At 71.5% G+C, this 23,499-nt stretch carries 26 protein-coding genes and 1 pseudogene; 11 read left to right on the top strand and 16 right to left on the bottom strand.

Annotated elements, in window-relative coordinates:
* The first annotated feature begins 66 nt into the window (after positions 1 to 66).
* Together ACFYXS_RS27335 and ACFYXS_RS27330 are read left to right on the top strand one after the other, a co-directional pair.
* Entirely contained in the window at positions 67 to 840 is a 774-nt protein-coding gene (locus ACFYXS_RS27335; RefSeq protein ID WP_389252770.1) for a hypothetical protein, read from the top strand.
* The gene (locus ACFYXS_RS27330; protein WP_389252768.1) at positions 837 to 1,628 is read left to right on the top strand and encodes an NUDIX hydrolase; all 792 of its coding nucleotides are present in this window, start codon (positions 837 to 839) and stop codon (positions 1,626 to 1,628) included. Before ACFYXS_RS27335 ends, ACFYXS_RS27330 begins: the two co-directional genes overlap by 4 nt.
* Here the strand turns inward: ACFYXS_RS27330 and ACFYXS_RS27325 are convergent.
* Positions 1,603 to 2,028 (bottom strand): ATP-binding protein, encoded by a 426-nt coding sequence (locus ACFYXS_RS27325; RefSeq protein WP_389252766.1) that lies wholly within the window; start codon positions 2,026 to 2,028, stop codon positions 1,603 to 1,605. The two genes, ACFYXS_RS27330 and ACFYXS_RS27325, sit on opposite strands and share 26 nt — an antisense overlap.
* A gap of 203 nt (positions 2,029 to 2,231) precedes the next feature.
* Between ACFYXS_RS27325 and ACFYXS_RS27320 the strand changes: the two genes are divergently transcribed.
* Positions 2,232 to 3,134, top strand: a complete 903-nt coding sequence (locus tag ACFYXS_RS27320; protein WP_389252764.1) for an SDR family oxidoreductase — start codon at positions 2,232 to 2,234, stop codon at positions 3,132 to 3,134.
* A gap of 27 nt (positions 3,135 to 3,161) precedes the next feature.
* On the opposite strand, the gene ACFYXS_RS27315 is transcribed toward ACFYXS_RS27320, so the two are convergent.
* Positions 3,162 to 3,632: a DUF5709 domain-containing protein gene (locus tag ACFYXS_RS27315; protein ID WP_389252762.1), complete on the bottom strand. Its 471-nt coding sequence runs from the start codon at positions 3,630 to 3,632 to the stop codon at positions 3,162 to 3,164.
* Positions 3,633 to 3,828: 196 nt separating this feature from the next.
* On the opposite strand from ACFYXS_RS27315, the gene ACFYXS_RS27310 reads away from it, so the two are divergent.
* Positions 3,829 to 4,239, top strand: a complete 411-nt coding sequence (locus ACFYXS_RS27310; protein WP_389252760.1) for an SsgA family sporulation/cell division regulator — start codon at positions 3,829 to 3,831, stop codon at positions 4,237 to 4,239.
* A gap of 9 nt (positions 4,240 to 4,248) precedes the next feature.
* On the opposite strand, the gene ACFYXS_RS27305 is transcribed toward ACFYXS_RS27310, so the two are convergent.
* A complete protein-coding gene (locus ACFYXS_RS27305; RefSeq protein ID WP_389252758.1) occupies positions 4,249 to 4,821 on the bottom strand; it encodes a CGNR zinc finger domain-containing protein in 573 nt (190 codons plus the stop codon).
* 209 nt (positions 4,822 to 5,030) lie between these two features.
* Between ACFYXS_RS27305 and ACFYXS_RS27300 the strand changes: the two genes are divergently transcribed.
* The 3 genes and pseudogenes from ACFYXS_RS27300 to ACFYXS_RS27290 form a co-directional block, all read left to right on the top strand.
* Complete coding sequence (locus ACFYXS_RS27300; RefSeq protein WP_389252756.1) at positions 5,031 to 5,159, top strand: hypothetical protein; 129 nt, start codon at positions 5,031 to 5,033, stop codon at positions 5,157 to 5,159.
* 66 nt (positions 5,160 to 5,225) lie between these two features.
* Positions 5,226 to 6,890: a dolichyl-phosphate-mannose--protein mannosyltransferase gene (locus ACFYXS_RS27295; protein ID WP_389252754.1), complete on the top strand. Its 1,665-nt coding sequence runs from the start codon at positions 5,226 to 5,228 to the stop codon at positions 6,888 to 6,890.
* A 16-nt stretch (positions 6,891 to 6,906) separates the two neighbouring features.
* Positions 6,907 to 7,287, top strand: a pseudogene (locus ACFYXS_RS27290) (DUF5958 family protein); the annotation flags it as partial.
* A gap of 134 nt (positions 7,288 to 7,421) precedes the next feature.
* Here the strand turns inward: ACFYXS_RS27290 and ACFYXS_RS27285 are convergent.
* Together ACFYXS_RS27285 and ACFYXS_RS27280 are read right to left on the bottom strand one after the other, a co-directional pair.
* Positions 7,422 to 7,889, bottom strand: a complete 468-nt coding sequence (locus tag ACFYXS_RS27285) for an SUKH-3 domain-containing protein (RefSeq protein ID WP_389252752.1) — start codon at positions 7,887 to 7,889, stop codon at positions 7,422 to 7,424.
* Positions 7,890 to 8,028: 139 nt separating this feature from the next.
* Positions 8,029 to 9,051, bottom strand: coding sequence for an LD-carboxypeptidase (locus ACFYXS_RS27280; RefSeq protein WP_389252750.1), 1,023 nt, complete (start codon positions 9,049 to 9,051; stop codon positions 8,029 to 8,031).
* A 674-nt stretch (positions 9,052 to 9,725) separates the two neighbouring features.
* On the opposite strand from ACFYXS_RS27280, the gene ACFYXS_RS27275 reads away from it, so the two are divergent.
* On the top strand, positions 9,726 to 10,001 hold the full coding sequence (locus ACFYXS_RS27275) for a hypothetical protein (RefSeq protein WP_389252748.1): 276 nt from the start codon (positions 9,726 to 9,728) through the stop codon (positions 9,999 to 10,001).
* A 540-nt stretch (positions 10,002 to 10,541) separates the two neighbouring features.
* Complete coding sequence (locus ACFYXS_RS27270) at positions 10,542 to 11,618, top strand: zinc-dependent alcohol dehydrogenase family protein (RefSeq protein WP_389252746.1); 1,077 nt, start codon at positions 10,542 to 10,544, stop codon at positions 11,616 to 11,618.
* A 295-nt stretch (positions 11,619 to 11,913) separates the two neighbouring features.
* Here the strand turns inward: ACFYXS_RS27270 and ACFYXS_RS27265 are convergent, their stop codons facing one another.
* Positions 11,914 to 12,339 (bottom strand): nuclear transport factor 2 family protein, encoded by a 426-nt coding sequence (locus ACFYXS_RS27265; RefSeq protein WP_389252743.1) that lies wholly within the window; start codon positions 12,337 to 12,339, stop codon positions 11,914 to 11,916.
* A gap of 14 nt (positions 12,340 to 12,353) precedes the next feature.
* Positions 12,354 to 12,815, bottom strand: coding sequence for a hypothetical protein (locus tag ACFYXS_RS27260; RefSeq protein WP_389252741.1), 462 nt, complete (start codon positions 12,813 to 12,815; stop codon positions 12,354 to 12,356).
* Positions 12,816 to 12,966: 151 nt separating this feature from the next.
* Here ACFYXS_RS27260 and ACFYXS_RS27255 point away from each other — a divergent pair, with 151 nt between their 5' ends.
* On the top strand, positions 12,967 to 13,860 hold the full coding sequence (locus tag ACFYXS_RS27255) for a LysR family transcriptional regulator (RefSeq protein WP_389252739.1): 894 nt from the start codon (positions 12,967 to 12,969) through the stop codon (positions 13,858 to 13,860).
* Here the strand turns inward: ACFYXS_RS27255 and ACFYXS_RS27250 are convergent.
* The 3 genes from ACFYXS_RS27250 to ACFYXS_RS27240 form a co-directional block, all read right to left on the bottom strand.
* Entirely contained in the window at positions 13,844 to 14,326 is a 483-nt protein-coding gene (locus ACFYXS_RS27250; protein ID WP_389252737.1) for a hypothetical protein, read from the bottom strand. The two genes, ACFYXS_RS27255 and ACFYXS_RS27250, sit on opposite strands and share 17 nt — an antisense overlap.
* A 137-nt stretch (positions 14,327 to 14,463) precedes the next feature.
* Entirely contained in the window at positions 14,464 to 15,039 is a 576-nt protein-coding gene (locus ACFYXS_RS27245) for a DUF6461 domain-containing protein (RefSeq protein ID WP_389252735.1), read from the bottom strand.
* Between the two features lie 42 nt (positions 15,040 to 15,081).
* Positions 15,082 to 15,939 (bottom strand): hypothetical protein, encoded by an 858-nt coding sequence (locus ACFYXS_RS27240; RefSeq protein WP_389252733.1) that lies wholly within the window; start codon positions 15,937 to 15,939, stop codon positions 15,082 to 15,084.
* 197 nt (positions 15,940 to 16,136) lie between these two features.
* On the opposite strand from ACFYXS_RS27240, the gene ACFYXS_RS27235 reads away from it, so the two are divergent.
* The gene (locus ACFYXS_RS27235; protein WP_389252731.1) at positions 16,137 to 16,337 is read left to right on the top strand and encodes a hypothetical protein; all 201 of its coding nucleotides are present in this window, start codon (positions 16,137 to 16,139) and stop codon (positions 16,335 to 16,337) included.
* On the opposite strand, the gene ACFYXS_RS27230 is transcribed toward ACFYXS_RS27235, so the two are convergent.
* The 6 genes from ACFYXS_RS27230 to ACFYXS_RS27205 all read right to left on the bottom strand — a co-directional run bounded on the left by ACFYXS_RS27230 (position 16,321) and on the right by ACFYXS_RS27205 (position 23,381).
* On the bottom strand, positions 16,321 to 17,604 hold the full coding sequence (locus ACFYXS_RS27230; RefSeq protein ID WP_389252729.1) for a SpoIIE family protein phosphatase: 1,284 nt from the start codon (positions 17,602 to 17,604) through the stop codon (positions 16,321 to 16,323). The genes ACFYXS_RS27235 and ACFYXS_RS27230 overlap by 17 nt on opposite strands.
* A 53-nt stretch (positions 17,605 to 17,657) precedes the next feature.
* Positions 17,658 to 18,935, bottom strand: a complete 1,278-nt coding sequence (locus ACFYXS_RS27225; protein WP_389252726.1) for an aromatic acid exporter family protein — start codon at positions 18,933 to 18,935, stop codon at positions 17,658 to 17,660.
* 157 nt (positions 18,936 to 19,092) lie between these two features.
* Positions 19,093 to 20,931: a S8 family serine peptidase gene (locus tag ACFYXS_RS27220; protein WP_389252724.1), complete on the bottom strand. Its 1,839-nt coding sequence runs from the start codon at positions 20,929 to 20,931 to the stop codon at positions 19,093 to 19,095.
* Between the two features lie 139 nt (positions 20,932 to 21,070).
* Positions 21,071 to 21,589, bottom strand: a complete 519-nt coding sequence (locus ACFYXS_RS27215; protein WP_389252722.1) for a hypothetical protein — start codon at positions 21,587 to 21,589, stop codon at positions 21,071 to 21,073.
* Positions 21,590 to 22,131: 542 nt separating this feature from the next.
* Positions 22,132 to 22,881, bottom strand: coding sequence for an SDR family NAD(P)-dependent oxidoreductase (locus ACFYXS_RS27210; protein ID WP_389252720.1), 750 nt, complete (start codon positions 22,879 to 22,881; stop codon positions 22,132 to 22,134).
* A gap of 50 nt (positions 22,882 to 22,931) precedes the next feature.
* Positions 22,932 to 23,381, bottom strand: a complete 450-nt coding sequence (locus ACFYXS_RS27205; protein WP_389252718.1) for a MerR family DNA-binding transcriptional regulator — start codon at positions 23,379 to 23,381, stop codon at positions 22,932 to 22,934.
* Positions 23,382 to 23,499 lie beyond the last annotated feature (118 nt).

Below are 23,499 nucleotides of genomic sequence, written 5' to 3'. Positions count from 1 at the left end.
GCCACCGGATCGGAACCGTTGCCCGCGGCTCACCTACCGCACATCCGCGCGCGCCATACTGCGCGCATGACACCGCCGGCCTTGCGCCTCACCGGCCCCGCGGCCCTGGCCGCCCTGCTCGTCCTGGCGGGCTGCGACGGTCCGCCGGACAGCGCGGACCCGCGCCCGCCGCGCACGGTGGCGCCGCTGCCGGACTCGGCCGTGGGACAGGCCCTGGCCCGGCGCGCCGCGCATCCCTACTCGGCCCGCGTCCGCACGGAGAAGGTGCCCGGCGCGCCGTCCGCGCCGGCCCAGCGGGTCGAGGGAACCCTGAACCTCGGCGCCCGCACGACCGGCGCGTTCTCCATCTCCTCCGTGGAGCCCGACCGGTACAAGGAGGCCCAGGAGGTGCTGCTGCCCACCGGTGCCTGGGTGCGCGAGGTCGACGACCGCGGACGGACCGTACGGGGCTGGTGGCACGACCCGCTCGAGAAGGCTCCGCCGGGAAACCAGATCATGCAGGTCCACGCCGTCGCCCAGTTGCTGGCCCGCCAGCCCGCCAACGCCCGCCGGCAGCTCCGCGAGGACGCCGGCGGCCGGCCGCTGTACCGGCTCACGGGCTGGATCGCCGCCGGGGCGTTCGCGGACGTCGACCCCCACACCTACGCGACACTCGCGCCACGCGAGGACGTCCCGGGAACGAAGGGCGTGACGTGCACGGCCTGGGTGGACGCCGAAGGACGGGTCACCCGCTTCGAGGAGGACCTCGTCTACCCCGACAGCAGCCGCTACCAGAGCGTCATGACGTTCACCGACTTCGCCGGGCCGGTCCCGGTCCGGCCGCCCTCGGCCGCCCCGTGACCGGGCCGGTGCCGCGGCCCGCGCGCGGCGTGGTGCTCGTGGAGGCCCGCCGCATCCGCCTGGTCGAGGTCGACGCCCCCGCGCTGCCGCCGGGCCTGCGGTCGGCCATGGACCGGGCCTGGGACGCGGCCGTCGCGGCGGCACCGGCGCTCTTCGACGGGCCGGTGGCGGGATGCGTCGGGCTGGACCGCGACGGCCCGGACTCCCTCGTCCTGTCCTGGGCGAGGACGACGTACCGGCGGCACGTCCTGCGCCGGTTCCCGGGGGCGACCGGATGGCTTCCCTCGCTGTTCGTCGCCGTGATGCAGCCCGACGAGGACGGCCGCCTGCTGATCGGCCGGATGGCGCCGTGGACCGCCACCCTCAGCCGCCGGCAGCTGCCCGGCGGATCCGCCGAACCCCCCGAGGACCACGAGACGCTGGACCTGGCCGCGCTGCGCCGGCACGCCGCCCGCGAACTGGCCGAGGAGACCGGCACCGTCGTCCCGCCCGGCGACCTGACGCTCTGGGTCGTCACCCGCGCCGCCAACGGCACGGTGGGCGTGCTGTTCCTCGCCCCGCCGCGGCCCGAGGCCCTGCTGCGCGAACGCTTCGCGGCCCTGGTGGCGTCCGAGACCGCGCGCGGCCTGGAGCCGGAGTTCGACCGGATCGGGTTCGTCGGGTCCCCGGCCGACGTGGCCGCCCTCGGCGACCGCGCGGTGGACTACCTGGCGCCGCTCGTACGCCGCTGGGCCGACCGCGCCGAGGAGCCGGTCGACCGTCTCAGGAGTCAGGACCCTCCGGCCTGACGGGCGGGGTGAAGCAGGCGGTGATGGTCTTGCCGTCCGGCCGCGAGTGGGTGTGCCAGTGGTCGGCCACCGCGTCCACCAGGGCCAGCCCGCGGCCGCCGGTCGCTGTCGCGTCGGCCTGGCGCGGGGTGGGCATCTCGCCGCCCGAGTCGTGGACGCTGACGTGCAGGCACCGGCTGTCCCAGGTGAGCACGAGCTCGGCGTCGCTGCGGGCGTGCACATGGGCGTTGGTGATCAGCTCCGACACCGTGAGCAGGATGTCGTCGACCGTGCCCGGGGCGTCCTCGGTCCACTCCAGGGTGTCCAGGTGCTCGCGGGTCCAGCGCCGGCCCGCCCGTACCCCGCCGGACACGGGGAAGGACCGCGCCCAGCCCACGGCTTTCATCGATGTGTCGGCCACCGCGCATCTCCCTTCGACGGTCCGTTCCTCCCGTCTACCCCGCTTTCGCCGCCGCACAAGGCCCGCGGCGGGCCCGTGATGCGCGGCGCGACCCGCAGGCGGATCGTGGGTGGGGACCGACCGACGACGCCCAGGCGGGCCGCACGGCGCGGGCGAGGTGATCCGGCCGGGCGGCACGCCGGGGCGAGGACGGGGGAGTACCGGTGAAGCAGTCCGTCCTGCACGACCGAGTCGCCGTCGTGACCGGCGCCGCCCGCGGCCTCGGGGCCGGCATGGCGAGGGAACTGTCCCGGCGCGGCGCCCGGGTCGCCCTGCTGGGCCGCGAGCAGCACGCCCTCGCCGCCGTCGCCACGTCGCTGCCCACCCAGGCGCTGTGCTGGGAGGCCGACGTCACCGACGACGCCACCATGAGCCGCGTCGCCGCCGAAGTGGCCGAGCGGATGGGGGACCCGGCGATCGTGATCGCCAACGCGGGCATCGCCGAGGGCGGTCCCTTCGTGGAGTCCGACCCCGCCGTCTGGCGCCGCGTCATCGAGGTCAACCTCATCGGCAGCGCGACCACGGCCCGCGTCTTCCTGCCCTCGCTGCTGCGCACCCGGGGCTACTTCCTCCAGGTCGCCTCCCTCGCCGCCATCGGCGCCGCGCCCATGATGAGCGCGTACTGCGCCTCCAAGGCGGGCGTGGAGTCCTTCGCCCAGTCACTGCGTTCCGAAGTCGCCCACGAGGGAGTGGCCGTCGGCATCGCCTACCTGAACTGGACGGACACGGACATGATCCGCGACGCCGACGAGCACCCGGTGCTGCGCGAACTGCGGGCCCACATGCCGCCACCGGCGCGGAAGGTGTACTCGGTCGAGTCGGTGGCCGCGCGTCTGACCGACGCCGTCGAGCGCCGCGGCCCCGCGGTCTACGCGCCGCCGTGGCTGCGGGCCGCCCAGCCGGTGCGCGCGCTGCTGCCGTCCGTCGTCCTGCGGTTCTCCCGCCGGGAACTGCCCCGGCTGGCCGAGCGGACGCCGTTCCGGGCGACCGGTCTGCTGGGGCCCGGCGGCCGGGCCGACATGCCGGACGGCGGCACCACGTCCGACGCGGGCCGCCGTCCGGCGTGAGTCCGGCCGCTCACCCGCTCACCCCGGTCATTCCCAGGGGTCGTCGTCCGGGACGATGTGCACGGCCGCCTCCTCGGCGCCCGCCGCACCCCCGTCGATGCCGACGTCCTCGGCGAAGAGGTCGGAATCCGGGTCCTCGTCCGTGCCCGTGTCCGGCGCGACGAGGCGCCCCGCCCGCCCGGCCCCGGCCTGCGGGTCGATCGGTTCGCCGTCACCCCCGGCCAGGTCGCCGATATCGTCCCCGGGGAAGGCCGTGTCGTCGGGGACCTCCTCGGCGAGACGCTCGTCGAGGCTCTCCCCCGCGCGCTGCTCGGCGGCGGTGACCCCCACCTTGTCCAGGCCCAGCGGCCGCTCGGGCGGGGAGTAGCCCTCGTCCAGGATGTCGTCGTATTCGCGTTCGTCGAGCGCGTCCTCGAGGTCGAGGGGCGCCGCGTCCTGCTGCTCCTCGTTGCCGCCGGTGGGCTGGTAGACGTCGTCCGCCATCGGGTCGTCGGTCATGACCGCCTCCTCCGCATCCGCCGATCTCCTCCGTTCCGGGGGAGTGGGGCGCCTACCCCTCGTTCCGGGCGGCACACGCCGTTCCTCCCCACGATCCCCTCCGTTCCTCCATCGCGGTGGACGGGCAGCGGGGGCAGACGCACTCCATCGTCGTGGTGGACGTCGGCCGGTGCCGGCACGGGAGACGGGGCATCCCATGGAAGCAACGGAATCGATCGTCGAACGGCTGCCCATGCGCCTGAGGGCGGGCCCCGGGCCGACGCTGCAGCTGTCCGTCGAGTGCCGGTACGGCGCCGCCGAGCCCTACGCGGTGCACATGCGCTTCGGCAGGGTGTCCGGCACGGGGGACGCGGTGTGGGTGGTCTCCCGCGAACTGCTGCTGGCGGGCCTGCGCGTGCCCTCGGGGTGCGGCGACGTCCACGTACGCCCCGGGTCCGACGGGTACACCCTGATCGGACTGGGCGGGGAGTCGGGCACGGCCGTGCTGCGGGTGGGGACGGGAGCGCTGGCCGCGTTCCTGGCGGCCGCCATCGCTCTCGTCCCCCTCGGCGCCGAGTCGGGCTGCATCGACTGGGACGCCTGCATCAGCGGACTGCTGTCGGCCTAGGCCCGTCGTCTAGCGTTCGACGCCGACCCCGACCGGGTCGCCGGACGCCTTCTTACGGGCCCGGTAGGCGGCGGCCTTCACCCTGTTGCCGCAGGTCTCCATGGCGCACCACTCGCGCCGCGACCCGCGGGAACGGTCGATGTAGACCTGGGTGCACTCGGGCCGGCCGCACTCCTTGAGCAGGGACCCCTCCGGACCGCTGAGGATGTCGATCACCTGGCGGGCCAGCGAGGAGAGGGCCTGGCGCGGGGTCGCCTCCACCCGCCGTCCCTCGCCCGTGAGCTGGGGGACCGCGGAGGGCGTACGCGCGGTGTCGTTGACGAGGGCGACCGCGGCGGCGTCGCGGTCCTGGCCCAGCAGGCCCGCGCGGACGAGGGTGTACACCGCCTCGCGCAGGTCCGTCGCGGCGTCCAGGTCGGCCTGGTCGCACCGCGTCTCGGCGTGCACCATCCCGGACTCGCTGAACCAGGCGTCGAGACTCTCGGGCGTCGTCAGCATCTCGCGGGGTTCGGGGTTGCGGCGGGCCCGCAGTGTGCCGACGAAGTCGAGTACCGGAGTCCCACACGGGAAGCGGTGTAGCATGTCACCATTCTGACAGGTGATGCTTCTCCGGGCAAGCACTGCGCGCCGACCGGCATTCTCCCGCATCGACCGCTTGACAGGGAAGCCGGGTGTGACGCAGCATCGTCACCAGTCCAACTGGTTACGTGCGGCTTGTGAGCCACCCCGGAACCGAGATCCACCGTGAAGCGGCGGAGCCCGGGGAGACGACATGGCGCCCTCGTCCGAGGATGCCGCGCCGGCCCGGAGCCCCCGCCATCGAAGGAGTCCCCATGACCATGCCCCGTACCTTCGCCGCCGTGCTCGTGGGCCTCGTCGCCGTGGCGACGATGATCGGCTGTTTCGCCCAGGTCTGGTGACCCGTCACGCCCCCGGTGCCCGGGGGCGGCGGCGTCCGTGCCGGTCCTGATCCCTACGATGGCCGAGTGACGACGCACACAGCGACACAGACCCGTGCCGGACAGGGTCCCCCCGGAAGCGGGTGGGGGGCTGCCTGGCTGCGGGGACTGAGGCCGTTCGGCTACGAGGCACGCCCCTGGACGGATCTCCGGGAGCGGCTGGTGCCGCCGTTCGGCACGGCCCGGGCCGGCTGGCTCGGGCCGCTGCTCGTCGCCGTGTTCGCCGGGCTGCTCCGCTTCTGGAAGCTCGGGCAACCGCACGACGTGGTCTTCGACGAGACGTTCTACGCCAAGGACTCCTGGTCGATGCTCCGGCTGGGGTACGAGGGCACCTGGCCCGACCGCAAGATCGCCGACCCCGACATCCTCGGCCACTCCGCGAACCTCCCGCTCACGGACCCCGGGACGTTCGTCGCGCACCCGCCGATGGGCAAGTGGATGATCGCGCTCGGCGAATGGGGCTTCGGCCTCGACCCGTTCGGCTGGCGCTTCATGTCGGCCCTGGTCGGCACGGTGTCGGTGCTGATGCTGTGCCGAATAGGCCGGCGCCTGTTCCGCTCAACGGCCCTCGGCTGCCTCGCGGGCGGGCTCATGGCGGTGGACGGCCTGCACTTCGTGATGAGCCGCGTCGCCCTGCTCGACGTGTTCGTCATGTTCTTCGTCCTGGCGGCCTTCGGGTCCCTGCTGATCGACCGCGACCGCGCGCGGGCCCGGCTGGCCGCCGCCCTCCCGGTGGGCGCGGACGGCTCCGCAGGCCCTGACGCCGCGACAGGGGACCGTACCGGCCTGGGCGTACGGCCCTGGCGGCTCGCGGCAGGCGTCTTCCTCGGCCTCGCCTCCGCCGTCAAGTGGAACGGCCTGTACTTCCTGGCCTTCTTCATGATCATGACGTTGCTCTGGGACCTCGGAGCCCGCCGCCTGGCCGGGTCCCGGCGCCCCTACGTCGCCGTGCTGCGCAAGGACTTCGTCCCCTCCGTCCTGTCCCTGCTGCCGGTCGCCGTGGTCACGTACCTGGTGACCTGGACCGGCTGGTTCATGACCGACGACGGCTACGGACGCCACTGGGCGGACGGCCGCGGCGGCACCTGGTCATGGATCCCGGCCCCGCTGCGCAGCCTGTGGCACTACGAGCACGCGGTCTACCAGTTCAACGTGGGCCTGCACACCCCGCACCCGTACCAGTCCAACCCCTGGAGCTGGCTCGTCCTCGGCCGCCCCACCTCGTTCTACTACCAGTCACCGAAACTCGGCGAGGACGGCTGCAGCGCCGCCGAGGGCTGCTCCCGGGCCATCCTCTCCCTCGGCACCCCCGCACTGTGGTGGGCGGCCTGCTTCGCCCTGGCCTACCTCCTCTTCCGCTGGGCCCTGCGCCGCGACTGGCGCGCCGGCGCCGTACTGTGCGCGGTGGCGGCCGGCTACCTGCCCTGGTTCAACTACCAGGACCGCACCATCTTCAGCTTCTACGCCGTTGCCTTCGTCCCCTACGTGTGCCTGGCCCTCGCCATGGCCCTGGGCGCCCTCATCGGCCCCCCGGGCGGGGACGAACGCCGCCGAGTCTGGGGCACGGTCGCCGCGGGCACGCTGGGCCTGCTCGTCGTGGGGAACTTCATCTACTTCTTCCCGATCTACACGGGGCAGACGATCCCGTACTCGGCCTGGCACGCCCGGATGTGGCTCGACTCCTGGATCTGATGAGACAGGGAATGCCTTGCGACTCAGAGCGGACACCGGGGAGTACCCGAACGAACTCGCCCAGGACCTGCGCCCGGTGGACGAGGGGGTCGCTTGGTTCGCGTCCCTTCCCGAGGACGAGCAGACGGGGACGCTGTGCCTGCTGGGAGGGTACTGCTTCCAGGCCCATCCCACCGCCGAGGAGGCCTTGGAGAGCATCCGGCGTTCCGGTCTCCGGCTGGCTCACACTCCTGCGGTCATGCCCGTTCGAGGACGGATCGAGGACCAGGTGGGGGGAGGATCGCCGGGGCTGACCTCGCAGCACGAGTGAATGAAGGCCTTCCGTCTGCTGATTGCCCTGCTGGCCGTCGCGGACGTCAGACGCAGGGCACGATGCCGGGTCCACGGTTGCAGCCACCCCTGGCACAACATGACCGTCTCCCGGGAGACGACCCCGTGCGGGCGCTCGATCATCGGTGCGGCGTGCGATGTCGACCCGCGGAGGACCGTGGATGACCGACCGTGCCGGCATGGATACGGCACGGTGTTCTCTTACGGCCGGGTGAAGCGCTGTACCTCTCCTGTCAGACAGATCAGCCGGTCCAGAGCCACCTCGAAGGACTCCGCAATCAGCCAGTGCTCCCACTGGGTCTGGCAGACCGTGGTGCCGGATGCTGACACGTAGATCCCGTCGACGTACATCAGCGCGACGGGGAAGAAGTCCAAGGGGCCGAAGCGGTCACCCAACTCCGTGAGCACCTCCCGATAGGCCGCCCGGACGGGGTTGAAGTCGAGCAGGTCGACGTAGAAATTGGCCCCGTCGTGGCCCACCGGTTCCACGGTGAACCCGTGGAGCGCCTCCAGGATCGAGCAGGCCAACGGATGCATCGACAGACCCCAGGCGGCGAACTCCCGCGCTTCCCCGGCCACGTCGACACGACGCTCGGGCCACCAGCCGGCATGCTCCAGCATGGCCCGGGTCGCCGTGTCCAATCGTTCCGGTTCGAAGGCTCCGCCCATAACTCTCTCCCGAGGGGCCGTCACTCTGTACCGCGGCTACCGAGTGCCCCCGCTCGCGGGATGACCGCGAGCGTATCCGGGCAGTGCCTTGAGCCCATGGGCTGCCGCAGAGGCCGTCGGCGGCACTGTTCCTCGTAGCTCAGCCGCCCGGTCCGCTCACCATGAGCGGGCGTACCGCCGGTTCGAGCAGCGACAAACTCCGCTGCTGCGCATCGAGGGCGACGCGGATGCCGACCGGCATCGGCAGATTCGGGCCGGCATGTCCGAACTCGACGTTGCCCAGGACCGGGATGTCACGGTCGCCGAGGACGTCGAGGACTATGTCGGCCAGGGTCGGGGACGCGTCGAGCGAGCCGAGCCCGTCGATTGCGTACGGGACGCCCACGACCATGCCGGAGATCCGATCGAGGATGCCGCAGTGCCGTAGTACCTGCAGATAGCTCCACACATGCGATGCCTGGCCGCCCATCTCCTCCCAGAACAGCACCGCGCCGTCGAACCATCCGAGCGGCACCGCGAAACGCGTCGCCTGCGCCAGCACGATGCGATTGATCACCCCGCCGATCAGCCGGCCTTGGGCGCGACCGGCACGCCAGCACTCCCACGACGGGGTGGCCGGCAGCGCACCGATCGGCTCCGTACAGGTCAGCAGCGTCGAGTAGAGCTTTTCCAGTTCCGCTCTGAGTGCTGCGGGCGCGCCCTGCCAGTGGCCGCCGAGTCCAGGGGTGGCCAAGTCGGCGTGGAATCCGACCAGACCCGTGCGCGCGTAGAGCACCAGATGCAGCAGCGAGATGTCGCTGTAGCCGAGGATCGGCTTGGGGTCGGCAGTGATCGCCTCGACGTCGATCAGGTCGAGGTAGCCGAGTGCCGTCTGGCCGCCGTCATGCGCGATGATGGCCCGCACCTCGGGATCACGCAGAAGAGCATTGAATTCACGGGCGATCTCCGCCGGCGCGGCCGCGCTCCACCAACGCTGCCGCCCCGCTTCGAGAAGCGGCGCCCGGCGCACGCGGAATCCCATCCGCTCGAGCACGGCCACCGCCTGTTCGAGGTCGGGCTCGTGATCTGCATGGAGCGGCCCGGACAGGGATGCGATCACGACGAGATCCCCGGGCCTCAGAGCACGAGGTCGTAGCAGGTGAGGCAGCGCATGTCCGGTCACCGACGCAGTATCCCGACACGCCTGACAACGCGCTACGCATATTCCTGTGCAGCCGGCCTGCCCGCTCAGCCCTCGGCTGGTGCCAAGGCGTGGCCCCTCAAGGCGGCCGGGGCGAAAGCCCGAGCGCGTCGAGCGATCACACGCGTGACCTGCGGATGCCCTACCAGGCGCAGAGGCCCGCCGAACTCACCGCTGCAGCGCTTGGTTTCCCATGAGTACCGGAACGTTCCAGCGCGAAAGTGGCACGGGCCGGGGACGTCCCGGCCCCCCCCACTGCCCTATGCTCCCGCGTGCTCGTATGCGAAGCAGGCCGAGGGGGCGTCATGAGTGATTTCTGGAATGCCGGTTCGGAGCCCGGGCGCGGGGACCGGGTGGGCGAGGAGTCAGCAGGGACGCCGTCGTCGGGGAACGTGAGCGGTGTGCCGGACGGACGGGGCGGGCGGTCGCGCGTGCTGGCATGCCTGGGGGTGGTGGTCGTCGTCCTGGCGGTGTCGGCCGGGGGGATCGTGTGGCTGCTTCAGGACGAACTCTTCCACCCCTTCGGGGATGTTCGGGCATGCCAGGGGAGCGATGTGCGGTTGCCCGGCGTGATCCAAGCCGGAGGTGCGTCCATACCCGTCGGCGCGTCCGACGTTCACTACCTCACCCGGAACGGCAGTGCTGAGGTCACCTTCGTGAGCAGCCAGATACCGGACTACCTCTCCCGTGCGGGCATCCTCCCGGAGGGCAAGCCCCTGTTCGACGAGCGGTACGGCACCAAAGCCGTGGCCGACGACGAGATCCCGCTCCCGGACGGACTGTGCGGCTCTGCCCTGCGGGGTCCCGTGTGGATCTACGCCTCCCCGAGCGACACCGGAACCCGCGTGACCGTCATGGTCGAGCGTTCTCCCACGGTCAACGACGACCTCCGCATCCCCGCCCGCGCCGTGGTCACCTACAGCCTCCCCTGACTCGCGCGGTGGGAAGCCCCCCCGACGCGCGGCAAACGCGCCCACGACGCCCGTTGACATGGCCGTCCTCTGTTCCGCGGAAATTCCCTCTCGGTCCCTGGCGGCGACAAAGCCCCAAAGTCATTGCTGGGTCAAGGAACGACATAAGTGAACGTGTTACGGTTATGTCCCCGGGCCCGTTGGGACCGCGCGCAGGAGCGGGTTCCTCCTGGAACGGTTGGAAGATGACCGACAACACGACACCGATGTATAGGGGCAGCGGAAACCCTGCCCTGCTTATGCGCGCACTCTGTACGCGTACCAGGACTTCATCCACCTCGGCGAATACGAAGAGAACGGCTTCGTCGAGGACTGCACGTCGACAGTGTGCGGTGAGCCGATCGCGAATATCGCTGTTGTCCACAAGAACCCGGCGGGGCGGACGCAGCATCTCGTGATGAACCACCGTCCACTGCCGTCGGTCCTGCTTTTCTCGCCTGCTGGGCGAGCACTTCGCCGCTCCGCCGGACGATACCAACCTCGACTGAAAGGGAGATCTCCATGCCCACGCCAGAATCCATGCGCGCGCTCGTCGCCGGGAAGGTCGGCGAGCCGAACGATGTCCTGCGGCTGGAATCCCGGCCCGTTCCCGTGCCCGAAGCCGGTCAGGCCTTGATCCGTGTGACGGCGACCCCGATTCACGCCAGCGATCTGCATGTGCTGCGCGGCCGCTACGGTTTCACCCCCGAATTTCCCGCCGTCGGGGGGAACATGGAATGCGTGGGCCGCGTCGAGGCCCTGGGCCCGGAAACCGAGGGGCTGAAGATCGGTGAGCGCGTGGTGACCATGGCGATCCCGCCGGTACCCGGTCCCCCCGTGGCCGGCACGTGGCAGGAATACCTGGTCGCCGATACGCGGAGGCTGTTGCCGGTTCCCGACGATCTCAGCGATTCCGAGGCCTGCCAACTCGCCGTCAACCCGCTGACCGCGCTGCTCCTGGTGACGCGTGTACTCGACGTACAGCCGGGCGAGTGGCTGTTGCAGACGGCCGCGGGCTCCACCGTCGGCAGGCTCGTCATCCAGTTGGCCAAGCATCTGGGGATCCGCACGATCAACGTCGTGCGGCGGCGTGATGCCGTTGACGAGATCAAGGCGCTGGGCGGCGACGAGGTCATCTGCACGGAGGACGAGGACCTGTTGCGGCGTGTGGCCGAGATCGCGGGACGGGACGGTGTGCGCAAGGCCGTCGACTGCGTCGCGGGCCACGTGGGCGCCCAGGTGTCCCAGTCGCTGGCTCCCGGAGGAGAGCTCGTGGTCTACGGCGCGCTCTCCACCCATCGGCAGACCGACCCCGCAGCGCTGACGATCCCGCTCTCGGCCCGCTCGGTCATCTACGAGACCAAGGTGGTCCGCGGCTTCTGGCTGAACCGCTGGTTCGGCAGTGCCTCACCGCAGGACGCGCTGCGCGCGCTGTCCGAGGTCCGCGATCTCGTCGCCGCCAGCGTGCTGAGCATCCCGGAAGGCCGGCCGTTCCCCCTCGACGACTTCTCCGAGGCCATCACGCTCGCCGAAACGCCCGCGCGTGGCGCGAAGCCGCTCTTCGTCTTCGCGGACAGCCACGACGAGCACGACGGGTAGGACGCGTACGGCGCATGCCGTCGGTGTGGACGCCCACGCACGTGGGCGTCCACACCGGCGGCTGGAGCGAAGGGCGCGGGTACGCACGGACAGGGCGTGCCCGGTTCCTCGTCGCCCACCTGGGCGCACGTCATCTGCCCCTGCCACGCCGGGTGATGCCGCAGTACGTCCGTGCCGTGACGTGTCGGTTCCGTCCGAGCCCGGCGACGATTCGCGACCTCGGGACCTGGCGACCCCACGACGCAGCCGGGGCCTGCCCGATGAATCGGGCAGGCCCCGGAAAGGCGCTGGTTTCTCAGGAGGCCGCAGACGGGTACACCCGCAGGCCGTCGATCGAGTCGCGCCCCTTGGCGGTGTCGGCGTACAGCCGCGCCTCGGTGATCAGGCCGTCCTGCACGGTGAACAGCAGACAGTGCTCGTTCTCCATGGTGCGGCCGGTCTTCGCCTTCGCTCGCGCCCTGACGGGAACGATCACGTGCGACCCGGCGTCGAGCACCGTGTGCGCGTCGTAGCTGAAGGTTTCGTAGTAGTGGTCGTAGATGTCCCGGTAAAAGGCGCGAAAGCCTTCGGGCCCACGGAATGTCCCGCCGTACGGCAGTGAGGTGGGGAAGTGGAAAAGCACCTCGGGCGACATCAGGGCCACCAGGTCCGAGGAATCGTTCTCCTCGAATCCGGAATATGCCCGCCAGCAAGCATCCACGATGACAGGATTGCCTGACATGGTTCCTCCGCCGTTCAGTCGCGGCCGGCGTCCGACGGGTCGGCGTCCACCGACGGGTCGGCACAGTACTTCGCGTATTCCGTCCCGGCGAAGTGCTCGCCCAGCTTCCGGGAGAAGTACTGGAGCATGTGCAGCGGACGGTGGTTCATCACCAGGTGCTGCGTCTTCCCCTCGTCGTTCTTGTAGACGACGGCGATATTGGCGATCGGCCTTCCGTCCACCGTGGCCGCGTAGTCCTCGACGAAGCCGTTCTCTCCGTACGGGCCGATATAGATGAAGTCCTGGAATTCGTACAGGGTGCGCGCGTAGGAAAGGATCGCGCGAACGTCCTCGGCCCCGTGGACGGTCCCCGTGAAGACTCCGGCCTCCAGCGTCACATCATCGGCGAGATTGTCCAGCCAAGGAGGGTAGTAGTCCTTGCGCTGCCGAACCGGGTCGCCGCTTCCGAGATATGTCGGTGGCGTCTTGTAAGTCATCTCCAAGCCTCCTGTGATGAACCGGATCCTGCTTCGAGCATTCCTTCTCCGAATAGAGTCCCCGGACGCGACGGCCGCCGTCCAACGAAAGTCTGAGACCGTAGCCATCTCGCGGAGAGATAGTCGGGGCTCTGTATGGGATATTGGGACCGTGGAACTGCGCCAACTCGAGCACTTCGTCACCGTCGCCGAGGAAGCGAACTTCACCCGTGCCGCCGCGCGGCTGCACGTCGTCCAGTCCGCGGTCTCCAGCACGATCAAGAACCTCGAGCGCGAACTCGGCACGCCGCTGCTGGAACGCACCTCCAAGCGCGTGCTGCTCACGGATGCCGGTGCCGCCCTGCTCCCGCGCGCCCATGCCGCGCTCAACGCCGCCCGGGAAGCCGTGGACGCGGTGGCCGAGGTGCGGGGCGGACTGCGCGGCACCCTGCGGCTGGGCACGATGACCACGGTGGGGCTCGTCGACTTCCCCGCGCTGCTCGGTGAATTCCACCGGCGTCACCCCGGTGTGCTCCTGCAGACCAGCGCCGCCGCCTCCGGCTCCCAGGGCCTGATCGACGCCCTCCTCGAACGGCGGCTGGACCTCGCCTTCGTCTCCCTGCCAGGACCGCACCCGCCGGGCATCAGGCTGACCGACCTCCTCACCTCGGTGCTCGACCTCGTCGTGCCGGCCGGCCATCCGCTCGCGCAACGCCGCACCGTGTCGATCACCGAACTGGACGGCCTGGACTTCGTCGACTTCCCCGCGAGCTACGGCATCCGGACCGTCGCCGATCTGGCCTTCGCCGCCGCCTCCGTGACCCGTCGCGTCGCCCTCGAGATCACCGACGCCCCCACCGGCGTGGCCTACGTCCGCAACGGCCTGGGCGTGGCGCTACTGCCACGGCCCGCCCTCGCCAAGGCGGAGGACGTCGCCACGCTCACCATCGACGACGCCGACCTGGACTGGCCGTTCTCCCTGGCCGCTCCGTCCGAGCGCACGCCCAGTGCTGCCGCACGCGCCCTGGTCGCGATCACGCACGAGTTCCTCATCTGGCGCGGGTGAGTACCGCCTCGGCGCTCGGACGTGCTGCCTTCCGCGGGCGCTTGGTGCCGTGCACGTCCTCACGGCGGGCCCACGCCCGCAGCTTGCTCAGGGCACGATCCTTGCGGAGACGGGTCGTCGCCATCTCGCCCGGGCTCGTCATCAACGCCGTGAGCGGGGTCCATCGCCGGCGTCCGTTGTCGGCGGTCCATCGCACGGCGGGGAAGTCCGTGATCTGCGTGATGTGCGCGCGGTCGATCACGCGTGTACGCAGGTAGCCGCGGATCACCAGCCGCGAGTGCTCATGCGTCACGCCGAGCCGATACCCCCGCACCGCGAGGACAGCGAAGCCGATCATGGCCGGACCGGTCGCGAGCCACGCCACACGGGTGTTCGCCTGCGTCGAGAACGCAAGGCACACCACCACGGGAAGCGCCCCCAGGGCGCCGTTGGCCAGCCGGTTCGGCATCGGGAGTGATGGCTTCATGGTGTTCCTCGCATGGTCGGATCTGCGGCTGGGTCGACGCCGACCTGGACCGACGCCGGATTATGCCGCAATTCCCCGTGCTTCCGCCGCACGGCCCCCGACCCGCGGCGCCTGGACCGGTTCCCACCACCGGGCTCTCATCGGGAGCGGCTCCGGACGTACAGCGGAAGCCGGCCGTCCACGATGGCGTGCCGAGACAGGCGCAAGCCGAAGTGTTCCGCGATCACCGACATGCTCAATCGTTCACTGCGAGGGTTGAGTTGAGGCCCTTCAGGGAGCAGACCCACGGCCTCGAGATACGGGACCAGGAGGTCAGGCGCCGTTCCCCACCTTCGGCCCTCCTCGCCGATGCCGAAGGAACACACGTGGACCCCGTCGCTGTAGTAGGCGAACATCGACGGCGGATGCCAAGGGGTGAGCAGGAAGTTCACGGCCTCGGCGCCGTCGCTGGAGGCGGCTCGCAGGCCCGGCTCCGTAAAACCGGCGGCGTCCCCGTACTCCACGGCGAACGACCAGTCGCCGAGCCGGCCCACCCTCGCGACCGCCAGGACGGCCGGATCGGCGAGCAGGTCCGCCGCTTCGTGGGCGGAGCCGCACGACACGTCCGGTCGCGGCCCGGCTCCGAGGCGCGACGCAAGGACGGCCGGATCGACGTGGCGGGCCAACGTCACGGAGTCGACCACGTAAGGCTCCAGCAGCCATCCGATGCTCATGGCGCGCCCTCTGCTGCCCGTCCCCCGCAGGTGTCGGCTCCGCTACCGGGGGACCTCCGTGGACAGCCGCAGGGCTCGCGCGTCGGCGGCCAGGGAGTCGAGGTCGATCTCGCCGTTGCGTCCCGTCGAGGTGACGGTGCCGATGGTGCTCCGGTCGGCCCACACGCAGTAACCGATCTTGGCGATGCCCTTGCCGGTCATGGTGACGACCACGCAGTGCATGCGGCCGTCGAAGACGTCGCTGTCGACCTTCCGCCGCGAGCTGTACGCGACCTTCACCTTGGTCTCGCCGCCGACCATCTTGCTGAGGTCGCTCTCGGACTGCCTGCGTTCCTCCTCGCCGAACGCGGTGTCGAGAACCTCGTCGGGGTCGAGGTCGATGTGGTCGCGCGCCTGGAAGCCGTAGAAGGACACGTCGCGTTGCTGCCCGGGATCGCGGTAGCTGGCCACCACCATGGTGGTCTCCGGGATCGACTCGATGAGATCCTTGAACGCGCCCGTATCGTCGTTCCAGTTGTCCTGGACCTGCACGATCTCCGGGTCGTCCTCGTCCAGTTGCTCCATGCCACGGAACTCTTCACTCGGCACCAACCGGTACGTGGGCGCGCCCGGCAAGTGGGCGGAGACGGTGCCGTGGGCCCAGGGGCCGGCGTCGGTGAAGGCGCCGACGCCGAAGCCTGCCAGCAGGCCGAGCGCGAGGAAGAGCACACGGCGGGACTTGGGCCGCTCGGGCGACATCGCGTCGGTCGGCAGCGAAGCCCAGGAAACCTGGGGGTGGGGCCCGGCGATGCCCGGCGGGGTGCCTCCCGCCGCGGGCGCAGTCTCCTGCGCCGACTCGACGGACGGCCGGGCAGCCGGTGCCGTCCCGGGATCCGTGGTCCCCGCTTGTTCGCCGCTCATGGCAGTCCCCTCCCCAGTGACCCAATCGCGTCCGAACATCAGAGCGGTCGCGGCATCGCCGCGTCAACGATCTTTTATCCGGGCCTCGGTCTTTGCTCGCACTACGCCCCGAAAGATCCCCGCGTTCCGTAGCCTCTCCCCGCGAGATCCGCTCCACGGACGAGCGACGGCCGGCCGGGCCGGGGTAAGGGAGACGGGTGGACGACCTGATCGCACTGGACGGGCACGGCCGCATGGTGCCCACCGACCGGGAGGCCCTGACCCTGGCGGTCGCTGATCTGCTGGACGGCCCCTTTGATCAACCCGCGCCGCTGCCTCGCGCAGGTGTGGGGCTCCTGGTGCTGGGCCGCCGGGCGGAAGCCCAGGCGAGCGCGGCGGCGGTCACAGCCGGACGGTGACCAGGGCGATGTCGTCGGCGCCGCCGTGGTCGAGGCCGAGGCGGTGGAGGACGGCGTCGGCGAGCGGTTCGGCGCCGAGCCGGGCTTTCGCGGTGAGGGCGTCGGTGAGGCGGGCCAGGCCGACGTCGATGTCCTCGCCGCGGCGTTCGATGAGCCCGTCGGTGTAGAGCACGAGCGCATCGCCCGGCGCGTAGGCCACGCTCGCCTGGGGCCGTGTCACGTGGGCGGGCCGTGCGCCGAGGGGTGGGTCGGTGGCCCGGTCCAGCAGCACGAAGCTCCCGTCGGCCCGCAGCAGGACCGGCGGCGGATGGCCGGCGCTGCTGTACGTGATCTCCCGGTTCTTCCGCGTGATCAGCACGTTCACGGCGGTGGTGGCCAGGGCACCCTCGACGCTGCGGGCGTACTGCCCGAGGATCTCCAGGGCCCGCGCCGGTTCGGGGACGGTGCGCATCGCCGCGCTGAGGGCGCTGCGCAGCATGCCCATGACGCTCGCCGCCTGCAGCCCGTGGCCGACGACGTCGCCGACGGCGACGGCGAAGCGGTCGTCGGGCAGGTCGACCACGTCGTACCAGTCCCCGCACACGTTCAGCGAGCCCGCCGCCGGCAGGTAGCGCACGGCGACGTCGCGGTGCTGGGCGAGGTCGGGGGAGTGGAGCATGGCGTCCTGCAGCGTCAGCGCGACCTGGCGCTCCCGGGCGTGCGCCCGCCGCAGCTCCTCGTTGAGCACCTGCAACTCGCGGGCACGCACGTACAGTTCGGCCTCCATGACCTGTTCCCGGGCGCTCAGCTGACCGCCCTCCGGCATGTGGCGGTGGCGGCGGGCCTGCACGAACGCGGTCACGTCCTCCACGCGGTGGATGATCCACGACACGGTGCCGTCGGGCGCGAGCACCGGGGTGTTGATCGGGCTCCACCAGCGTTCCTCGAACGCGCCGGGCCGGGACACCACCGGGATGTCGTACCTCTGCGGGGCCATGGTGTCGGACGTGCGGAAGGCCAGGACGCGTTCCAGTGAGGCGCTGAGGTTCCGGACCCCGTCCGCGTGGGGATCGGCGGGGTTGTCGGGGAACGCCTCGAAGATGTACCTGCCGTGCAGGTCGTCCGAGGTCCGGCCGGTCGCCTCCAGGTATGCCTGATTGACCCCGACGATCACGAGGCCGGGATCGAGGACCAGGCACGGGCTCGGTGTGGCCGCGAACAGCGCCGCGTAGTCGATGTCCGCCGCCGGCGCCGTTCCCCGGCCGTTCTCGGTGCCTGACGGGCCCACCCATCCAATTTATAAGGTGCGCCGTGCCGGCACCTGTCGCGTGGGCATCCGCCTCAGTCGCGCGGCCACACCCCCCGCTGCAACCGGCGCAGCAGAAGGCCCCCGCCGCGCGGGGCCGGCCGCGGTCCGCCCGGGCCGCCGCGTACGGCGTCGCGGATGCGGGTGAGCGCGGCGAACCGTTCCCGGCGGGCGTGCGCCGCCCGGTCCAGCTCCTCCATCAGGTGCTGTGAGCGGTGTTCGGGGGTCAGCTCGTCGAGGATCCGGTCCACCTCGGCCAAGATGGCGCCGTGCAACTGCCAGGCGTGCGGATGCTCGCGCACCCGGTCCAGCAGCAGCTGCGCGACATTGTCACGGCTCGCGCGGGCGGCGCTGAGTTCGGCCGCCAGCCGCTCCTCGGCCTCCTCGGCGTTCCGGCTCACCGGCGTGGTCACCAGGACGGCGAAGCTCACCAGGGCGCCGCCGAGGTGGGCGAAGAGCTGCTCCATGACCACCGCCACGTCGCGGGCGAACAGCGGCTCGTTCTCGCCCCGCCGTCTGGCCAGGTCCGTCAGCGAGCGGGTCAGGACACGGAGGACGACCACGCAGATCTCCAGGGTGTCCAGGCCGGTGCGCAGCACGACGCGGGACAGCAGTCCCTCCTTGACCCGCGGGTTGAGGCGCAGGCTGTCCTCGGCCCGGCGCAGCGCGACGTCGACCTCGGAGACGTCCTGGTCCAGCCGGCGTGCCTCGTGCAGCCGGGCCTCGGCGTGCTCCACGGCCGTGGGCACGTCCAGTTCCTCCGAGACGCGCAGCAGCAGGTGCCGCATGCGGCGGGCCAGGTCCTCGATGGACTCGCCCGCGGTGCCGACCCACACGGGCGGGGCGAACAGGAAGTTGAGCAGCAGGCCCACGCCCGCCCCGATCAGCGTCTCCAGCACCCGGTCCCAGGCCTGGTGCGCCAGCTGGCTCACGCCGAGGACCAGCATCGCGCTGATCGCGACCTCGTTGACGAACTCGTCGACCCGCACGAACTGGCCCACCACCAGCGCCGCGAGGACGACGAGGCCGAGGCTCCACCAGGTCAGTCCCACCAGTGCGCTGAAACCGACGGCGAGCAGCACCCCGACCACGACGGAGTTCACCCGGCGGATGCCGGTGGTGAGCGTCGAGTAGAGAGTGACCTGGACGACGAGCAGCGCGGTGAGGGGTGCGGTGAGCGGCGCCGCCTCCGTGCTGATCCGGAGCGCGATGACATAGGAGATGGTCGCCGCCACGGTGGCGCGCAGGGTCAGGGTGACGACAGGATCCCTGCCGCGCTTGAGCAGCGCGGCGACGGCTTCACGTGCAGGCATCCCCTGTCCTTGCCCGCACCGGCCCTTCGTACACCTGACAGCGGCACATGCCTGAGGAATGTGCGGGCGGTGATGCGTGGGCGACACGCACAGCGCCGGGGCGGAGGGCACCTGGCCCCCGCCCCGGCGCGGCCGGGCGGTGTCGCTCGAAGCGGCGTCAGTTCTGCGACGCAGGTCCGGACGGCATGTACTCCTGCCCGTCGTACACCGGGGGCACGGTGGGCAGACCGAGGGCGATCGGCGCGTCGGGCATTCCGGCGCCCTGCCGCATGTGGTCCGCGCCCGGCACGGGCCGGCTGGCCGTACGGAGCAGCGCCATGAGGTGGTCGGCGCGTTCGGCGGTCCGGGGGTGCGGGGAGCTGCGCAGCTGGTCGTGGTGGGCGAGCAGCAGCGCCGCCAGACCGGTGAGGTGTGCGGCGGCCAGCGCGGTCCCGTCCGCGACGGAGTAGCCGTTGCCCGGCACCGTGGTCACGATCGCCGCGCCGGGGGCGACCAGGTCGACCCCCGGCCCGATCGGCGTGAAGGGGGCGGGGAACGGGCCCGGCCACGGTGGCTGGACCGCGGCAACCGGGCTGCCGGGCGGGTAGGTGCCGGTGTGCGCGAGCGCACCGACCGCGAGCACGGTGGGCAGGGCCGCGAGCGGCGTGATCGCCGCGTTGGTGTCCCCGGCGGGCGCGATGACGGCGATGCCGGCCGCGTGGGCGTCCAGCAGCTTCCAGGCCACGAGCTGCGAGGGCTGACCGAACGACAGGTTGATCTGGGCCAGGTCGATGTCGTGCGTGACGCAGCGGTCGATCGCGTCGAGCAGGTCGCTGACCCGGCCGCCCGGGAACAGCTTGAGGGCGTGCAGCTCGGCGTCGGCCGCGATGCCCGTCATGCCGTTGCGGTTGTCGGCGGCGGCCACGACCCCGGCGCAGCGGGTGCCGTGCCCGGTCGCGTCGGACTGCCACCCGCCGTCCTCGGCGCCCGGGGTGAAGTCGGCGCCGTGCCAGACGGTGTCTTTCAGGTCGGGGTGGTGGGCGTCGACCCCGGAGTCCAGCAGGGCGATGCGGATGCCGTGCCCGCGGTACGTCGGCGGGATCTGGTGCAGGCGCATCGCCTGCGTGCCCCAGCCCACCAGCGGCTGGTCGGGGAAGCCCTCGAAGGTGTCCGCCAGTGCCACGACCTCGATCGCCAGCTCCGTGGACTGCGCGGCGTCCTCCAGCAGCTGCGGGCGTCCCGTGCGCGTCGGCCAGTAGCCGCCGGCCGGGCGGACGAACAGGGAGCGCAGCGTGGCGGGGGTGTCGGCTGGCAGCGTCAGACGCGCGCGGCCGTCGGCCCCGGTGACCGCGTACGAGGTCATGCTGATGCCCGTGGCCCACACCTCGGCGCCGCCGACGGACTGACCGTCGCTGCCGGTGACGCGCACGATCAGCTGCTGGGGCTCGTCCAGGGTGACGCCGATCGCCGGGTCGGCGGCCGGTGCCTCCAGGGCCGCGGGGGCCGGGGCGGACGGGTACGACAGGGGCTGGTCGGCCTCCACCACGATCTGCGGGTTGGCGGCCAGCGCCTGGGCCCGCTCGTGGGGCATGGCGACGACCGCGACCGCCGGGCACATCGGCAGCGGGCCGGCGATGGCGCCGAGCCCGCGGGCCCGGGACGGCCGCACCTGGCGCAGCGGCTCGACGTCCGGGTCCTCCTCCAGCAGCTCGAACAGCGCGGACGCCTCGATCGGCGGCACACCGCCGGGCAGCCAGGAGACGGGCTTCGGCGCGACGAGGTAGCGCCCCCAGCCGCTGCGGGTCTGCCGGGTGCTGTCGCGCCCGGGGGTCTGCCGGAACGGCTGTCCGGTGCCCCGGTTCTGGTCCTGGTCGTGCTCCTGCCGGGCGCTCGCCGCCCCGCTGGTCTGCGACTCCCGCGGGCCACCGGTCTCGGGCGCGGGGCCCGTTTTGCGGCCACCGTTCCTCGAGCCGCCGGACCCCTTCGCCGCGGCGCCGTTGCCGTGCTGCTCGCTCATCACTCCGCCTTCACCCTTGTCGCTCCTGCATGTCCACCCTCAACAACCGGCCGTGCGGTCCGGTGCCGGACGCGCCCGGCCGTGGTGACGGCCCCGGCCGGGCGGGACACCGAGGTGTCCCGCCCGGCCGGGAAGCCGATCAGATGCCCATGGGGGACATCTGCGCGTAGCCGTACTGCGGCTGGCCGAAGTGGTGCTGGCCGTAGCCGGCCTGGTTGCCCTGGCCGAACTGACCGAACTGGCCCCACTGCTGGCCCTGCTGGCCCTGGCAGTTCTGCGCGAGAACGGCGTGCACGACGGGGGCGACCCGACGGGCGCACTCGGTCACGACGGCGCTCCAGGCGTGCGGGGGGATCTGGCCCTGGGCCTGGATACCCATCGCGATCTGCGGGTCGATACGCATCTGCTCGACGACCGCGGACACGGCGGTGGCGGCGGAACGCAGCGCCACCTCCGTCACCAGGAGCGGCAGCTGCTGCTGACCCTGCCCGTTGCCGTACTGGCCGTACTGCTGGAACGCCCCGTGCTGCTGGCCCCAGGCCTGCTGGCCCAGACCCTGCTGGGACGCCCACGGCTGCTGCTGGCCCCAGGCCTGCTGGCCGAACTGCTGGGCGTACGGCTGCTGCTGCCCGAACTGCTGGGGGGTGTAGACCGACATCAAACTCCTCCTTGGGAGATGTGTGCGAGAGGGAAAACGCGACGGCGAAGCGGACGTGGGTCAGGGCCGATCCGCCGCCATGGGCAGCAAACCATTACGGGATGAAAACCGCTTCTTGTGACATACCGTCATATGCCTCGGGGTCCCCCGGGTGGTCCACTCCCGCCCGCCGCGTGTCATCCGTCCGGCCTACCTCGCGCGGCCGGGATCGCATCCCGGGCCAGTGGGTGACGGACGGTCACGGGTCACCCGAGGCGGGGCCCCGGGCCTGCAACGGGCCCGGGAGCCGGTCGAGTTCGGGGGTGGGCATCACCGATCCGGCGCGGCCCGGGCGGGGGGCGGGCGCCGGCGGGGACGGCCTGGTGGGGCGGCCGCGCCAGGGGCGGGGGAACGCACCGCGTTCGACTTGCGGGTCGCGTGCCGCTTGCCGCGTAGGCCGAACGGGCGACGCCGGGCGTGGCCCCCGCACGGGGGGAGGCCCCGGTGCCCTCGACTGACGTCGTGGGACCGGAGCCTCGCGGGCCGCGGCTACTGCTCCCGCGTCAGATGCTCAGTCCGCCGTCGACGGTCAGCAGCGCGCCCGTGATGAACGCGGCGTCCTCGCTCGCGAGGAAGACGACCGCCTTCGCGACGTCGTCCGTGGTGCCGAAGCGGCCGAGGGGCGTCATCGCCACCTGGTTGGCCGCGAACGGGCCGTCCGCGGGATTCATGTCCGTATCGGTCGCGCCGGGCTGCACGACATTGACGGTGATGCCGCGCGGGCCGAGGTCGCGCGCCCACCCGCGGGCGAGCTGGTCGATCGCCGCCTTGCTCGCCGCGTACTCGGCGACGCCGGGGGCGGGAATGCGGTGGGCGACGATGCTGCCCACCAGGACGACTCGCCCACCGGCGGGCAGATAACGTGCGGCGGAATGCGTCGTGGCAATGGTGCCCATGACATTGGTGGCCATCATGTGCTGGATTTCCGCGAGTTCGTCGGGCCGGCCGACTTCGCCCATGACGGCGACGCCGGCGGAGTTCACCAGTACGTCGATCCTGCCGCCCCATTGCTCGGCGGCCTGTTCGACGGCCGCCGCCGCTTCGCGGGGGACCGACTGGTCCGCCTGCAATGCGAACGCCTTCGCGCCCAGAGCGGCCATTTCGGCCACGACCTCTTCCGCCTGTTCGCGCGAGTTTCGGTAGGTGATGGCGACACTTGCCCCCTCGCGCGCCAGTCCACGGGCGATCTCGGCGCCGATGCCGCGCGATCCTCCCGTCACGAGCGCGGTGCGTCCTGTCAGAGTCTCGGGCATGGTGATGTCTCCTTGTGCTGGTCAGCCGGGTTGCACGTACGCGGCCGACGCTAAGGATTGACGCTAGTGTCAAGGTCAAGCACACGGTTGGTGTGACGCTCGGCACCGTGCGGGTTCGCGCCCATGAGGCGCAGGTAGTCGCCGATGGCCCGGCGGTTGCGGGACAGCACCTCGATGCGGCGGTCGAGGTTGTGGAGGTGCTGCCGCAGTGCGTCGATCTCTTCCTGGTCAAGAGGCTCGCAGGCGGGCGGGGAATCGCATTCCTGGCGTCCGAGCCAGGGAAGCACGGTACGGACGAGACGCGTGGGAAGTCCCGACGCGATCAGTTCCCGCACCTGTACGACCAGCCCGACCGTCGCTTTCCCGTAGATCCGGTACCCGTTCGTTCCACGGCCGGAAGTGAGCAGCCCTTGCTGCTCGTAATAGCGCAGCATGCGGGGAGTGACCCCGGCCTTTTCGGCGAGCTCGCCGATCGTCAACACGGTGGCGCCTTTCTCCATGAGCCCGGGTGTGTTCCCTCCGGCCCGTCCGGGGCCGTGGAAAAAGCTAAACCTTTCCATTAATGTGAAGGTCAAGCCGGCGGCGGCGAGGCCGTCCCACGGACCCCCAACCGCAGGA

The sequence above is a fragment of the Streptomyces sp. NPDC002574 genome, from assembly GCF_042889545.1.
Taxonomy (GTDB): Bacteria; Actinomycetota; Actinomycetes; order Streptomycetales; family Streptomycetaceae; genus Actinacidiphila.
Note: the sequence above shows the minus strand (reverse complement) of the source record. Positions and strands in the feature narration are given on the sequence as shown.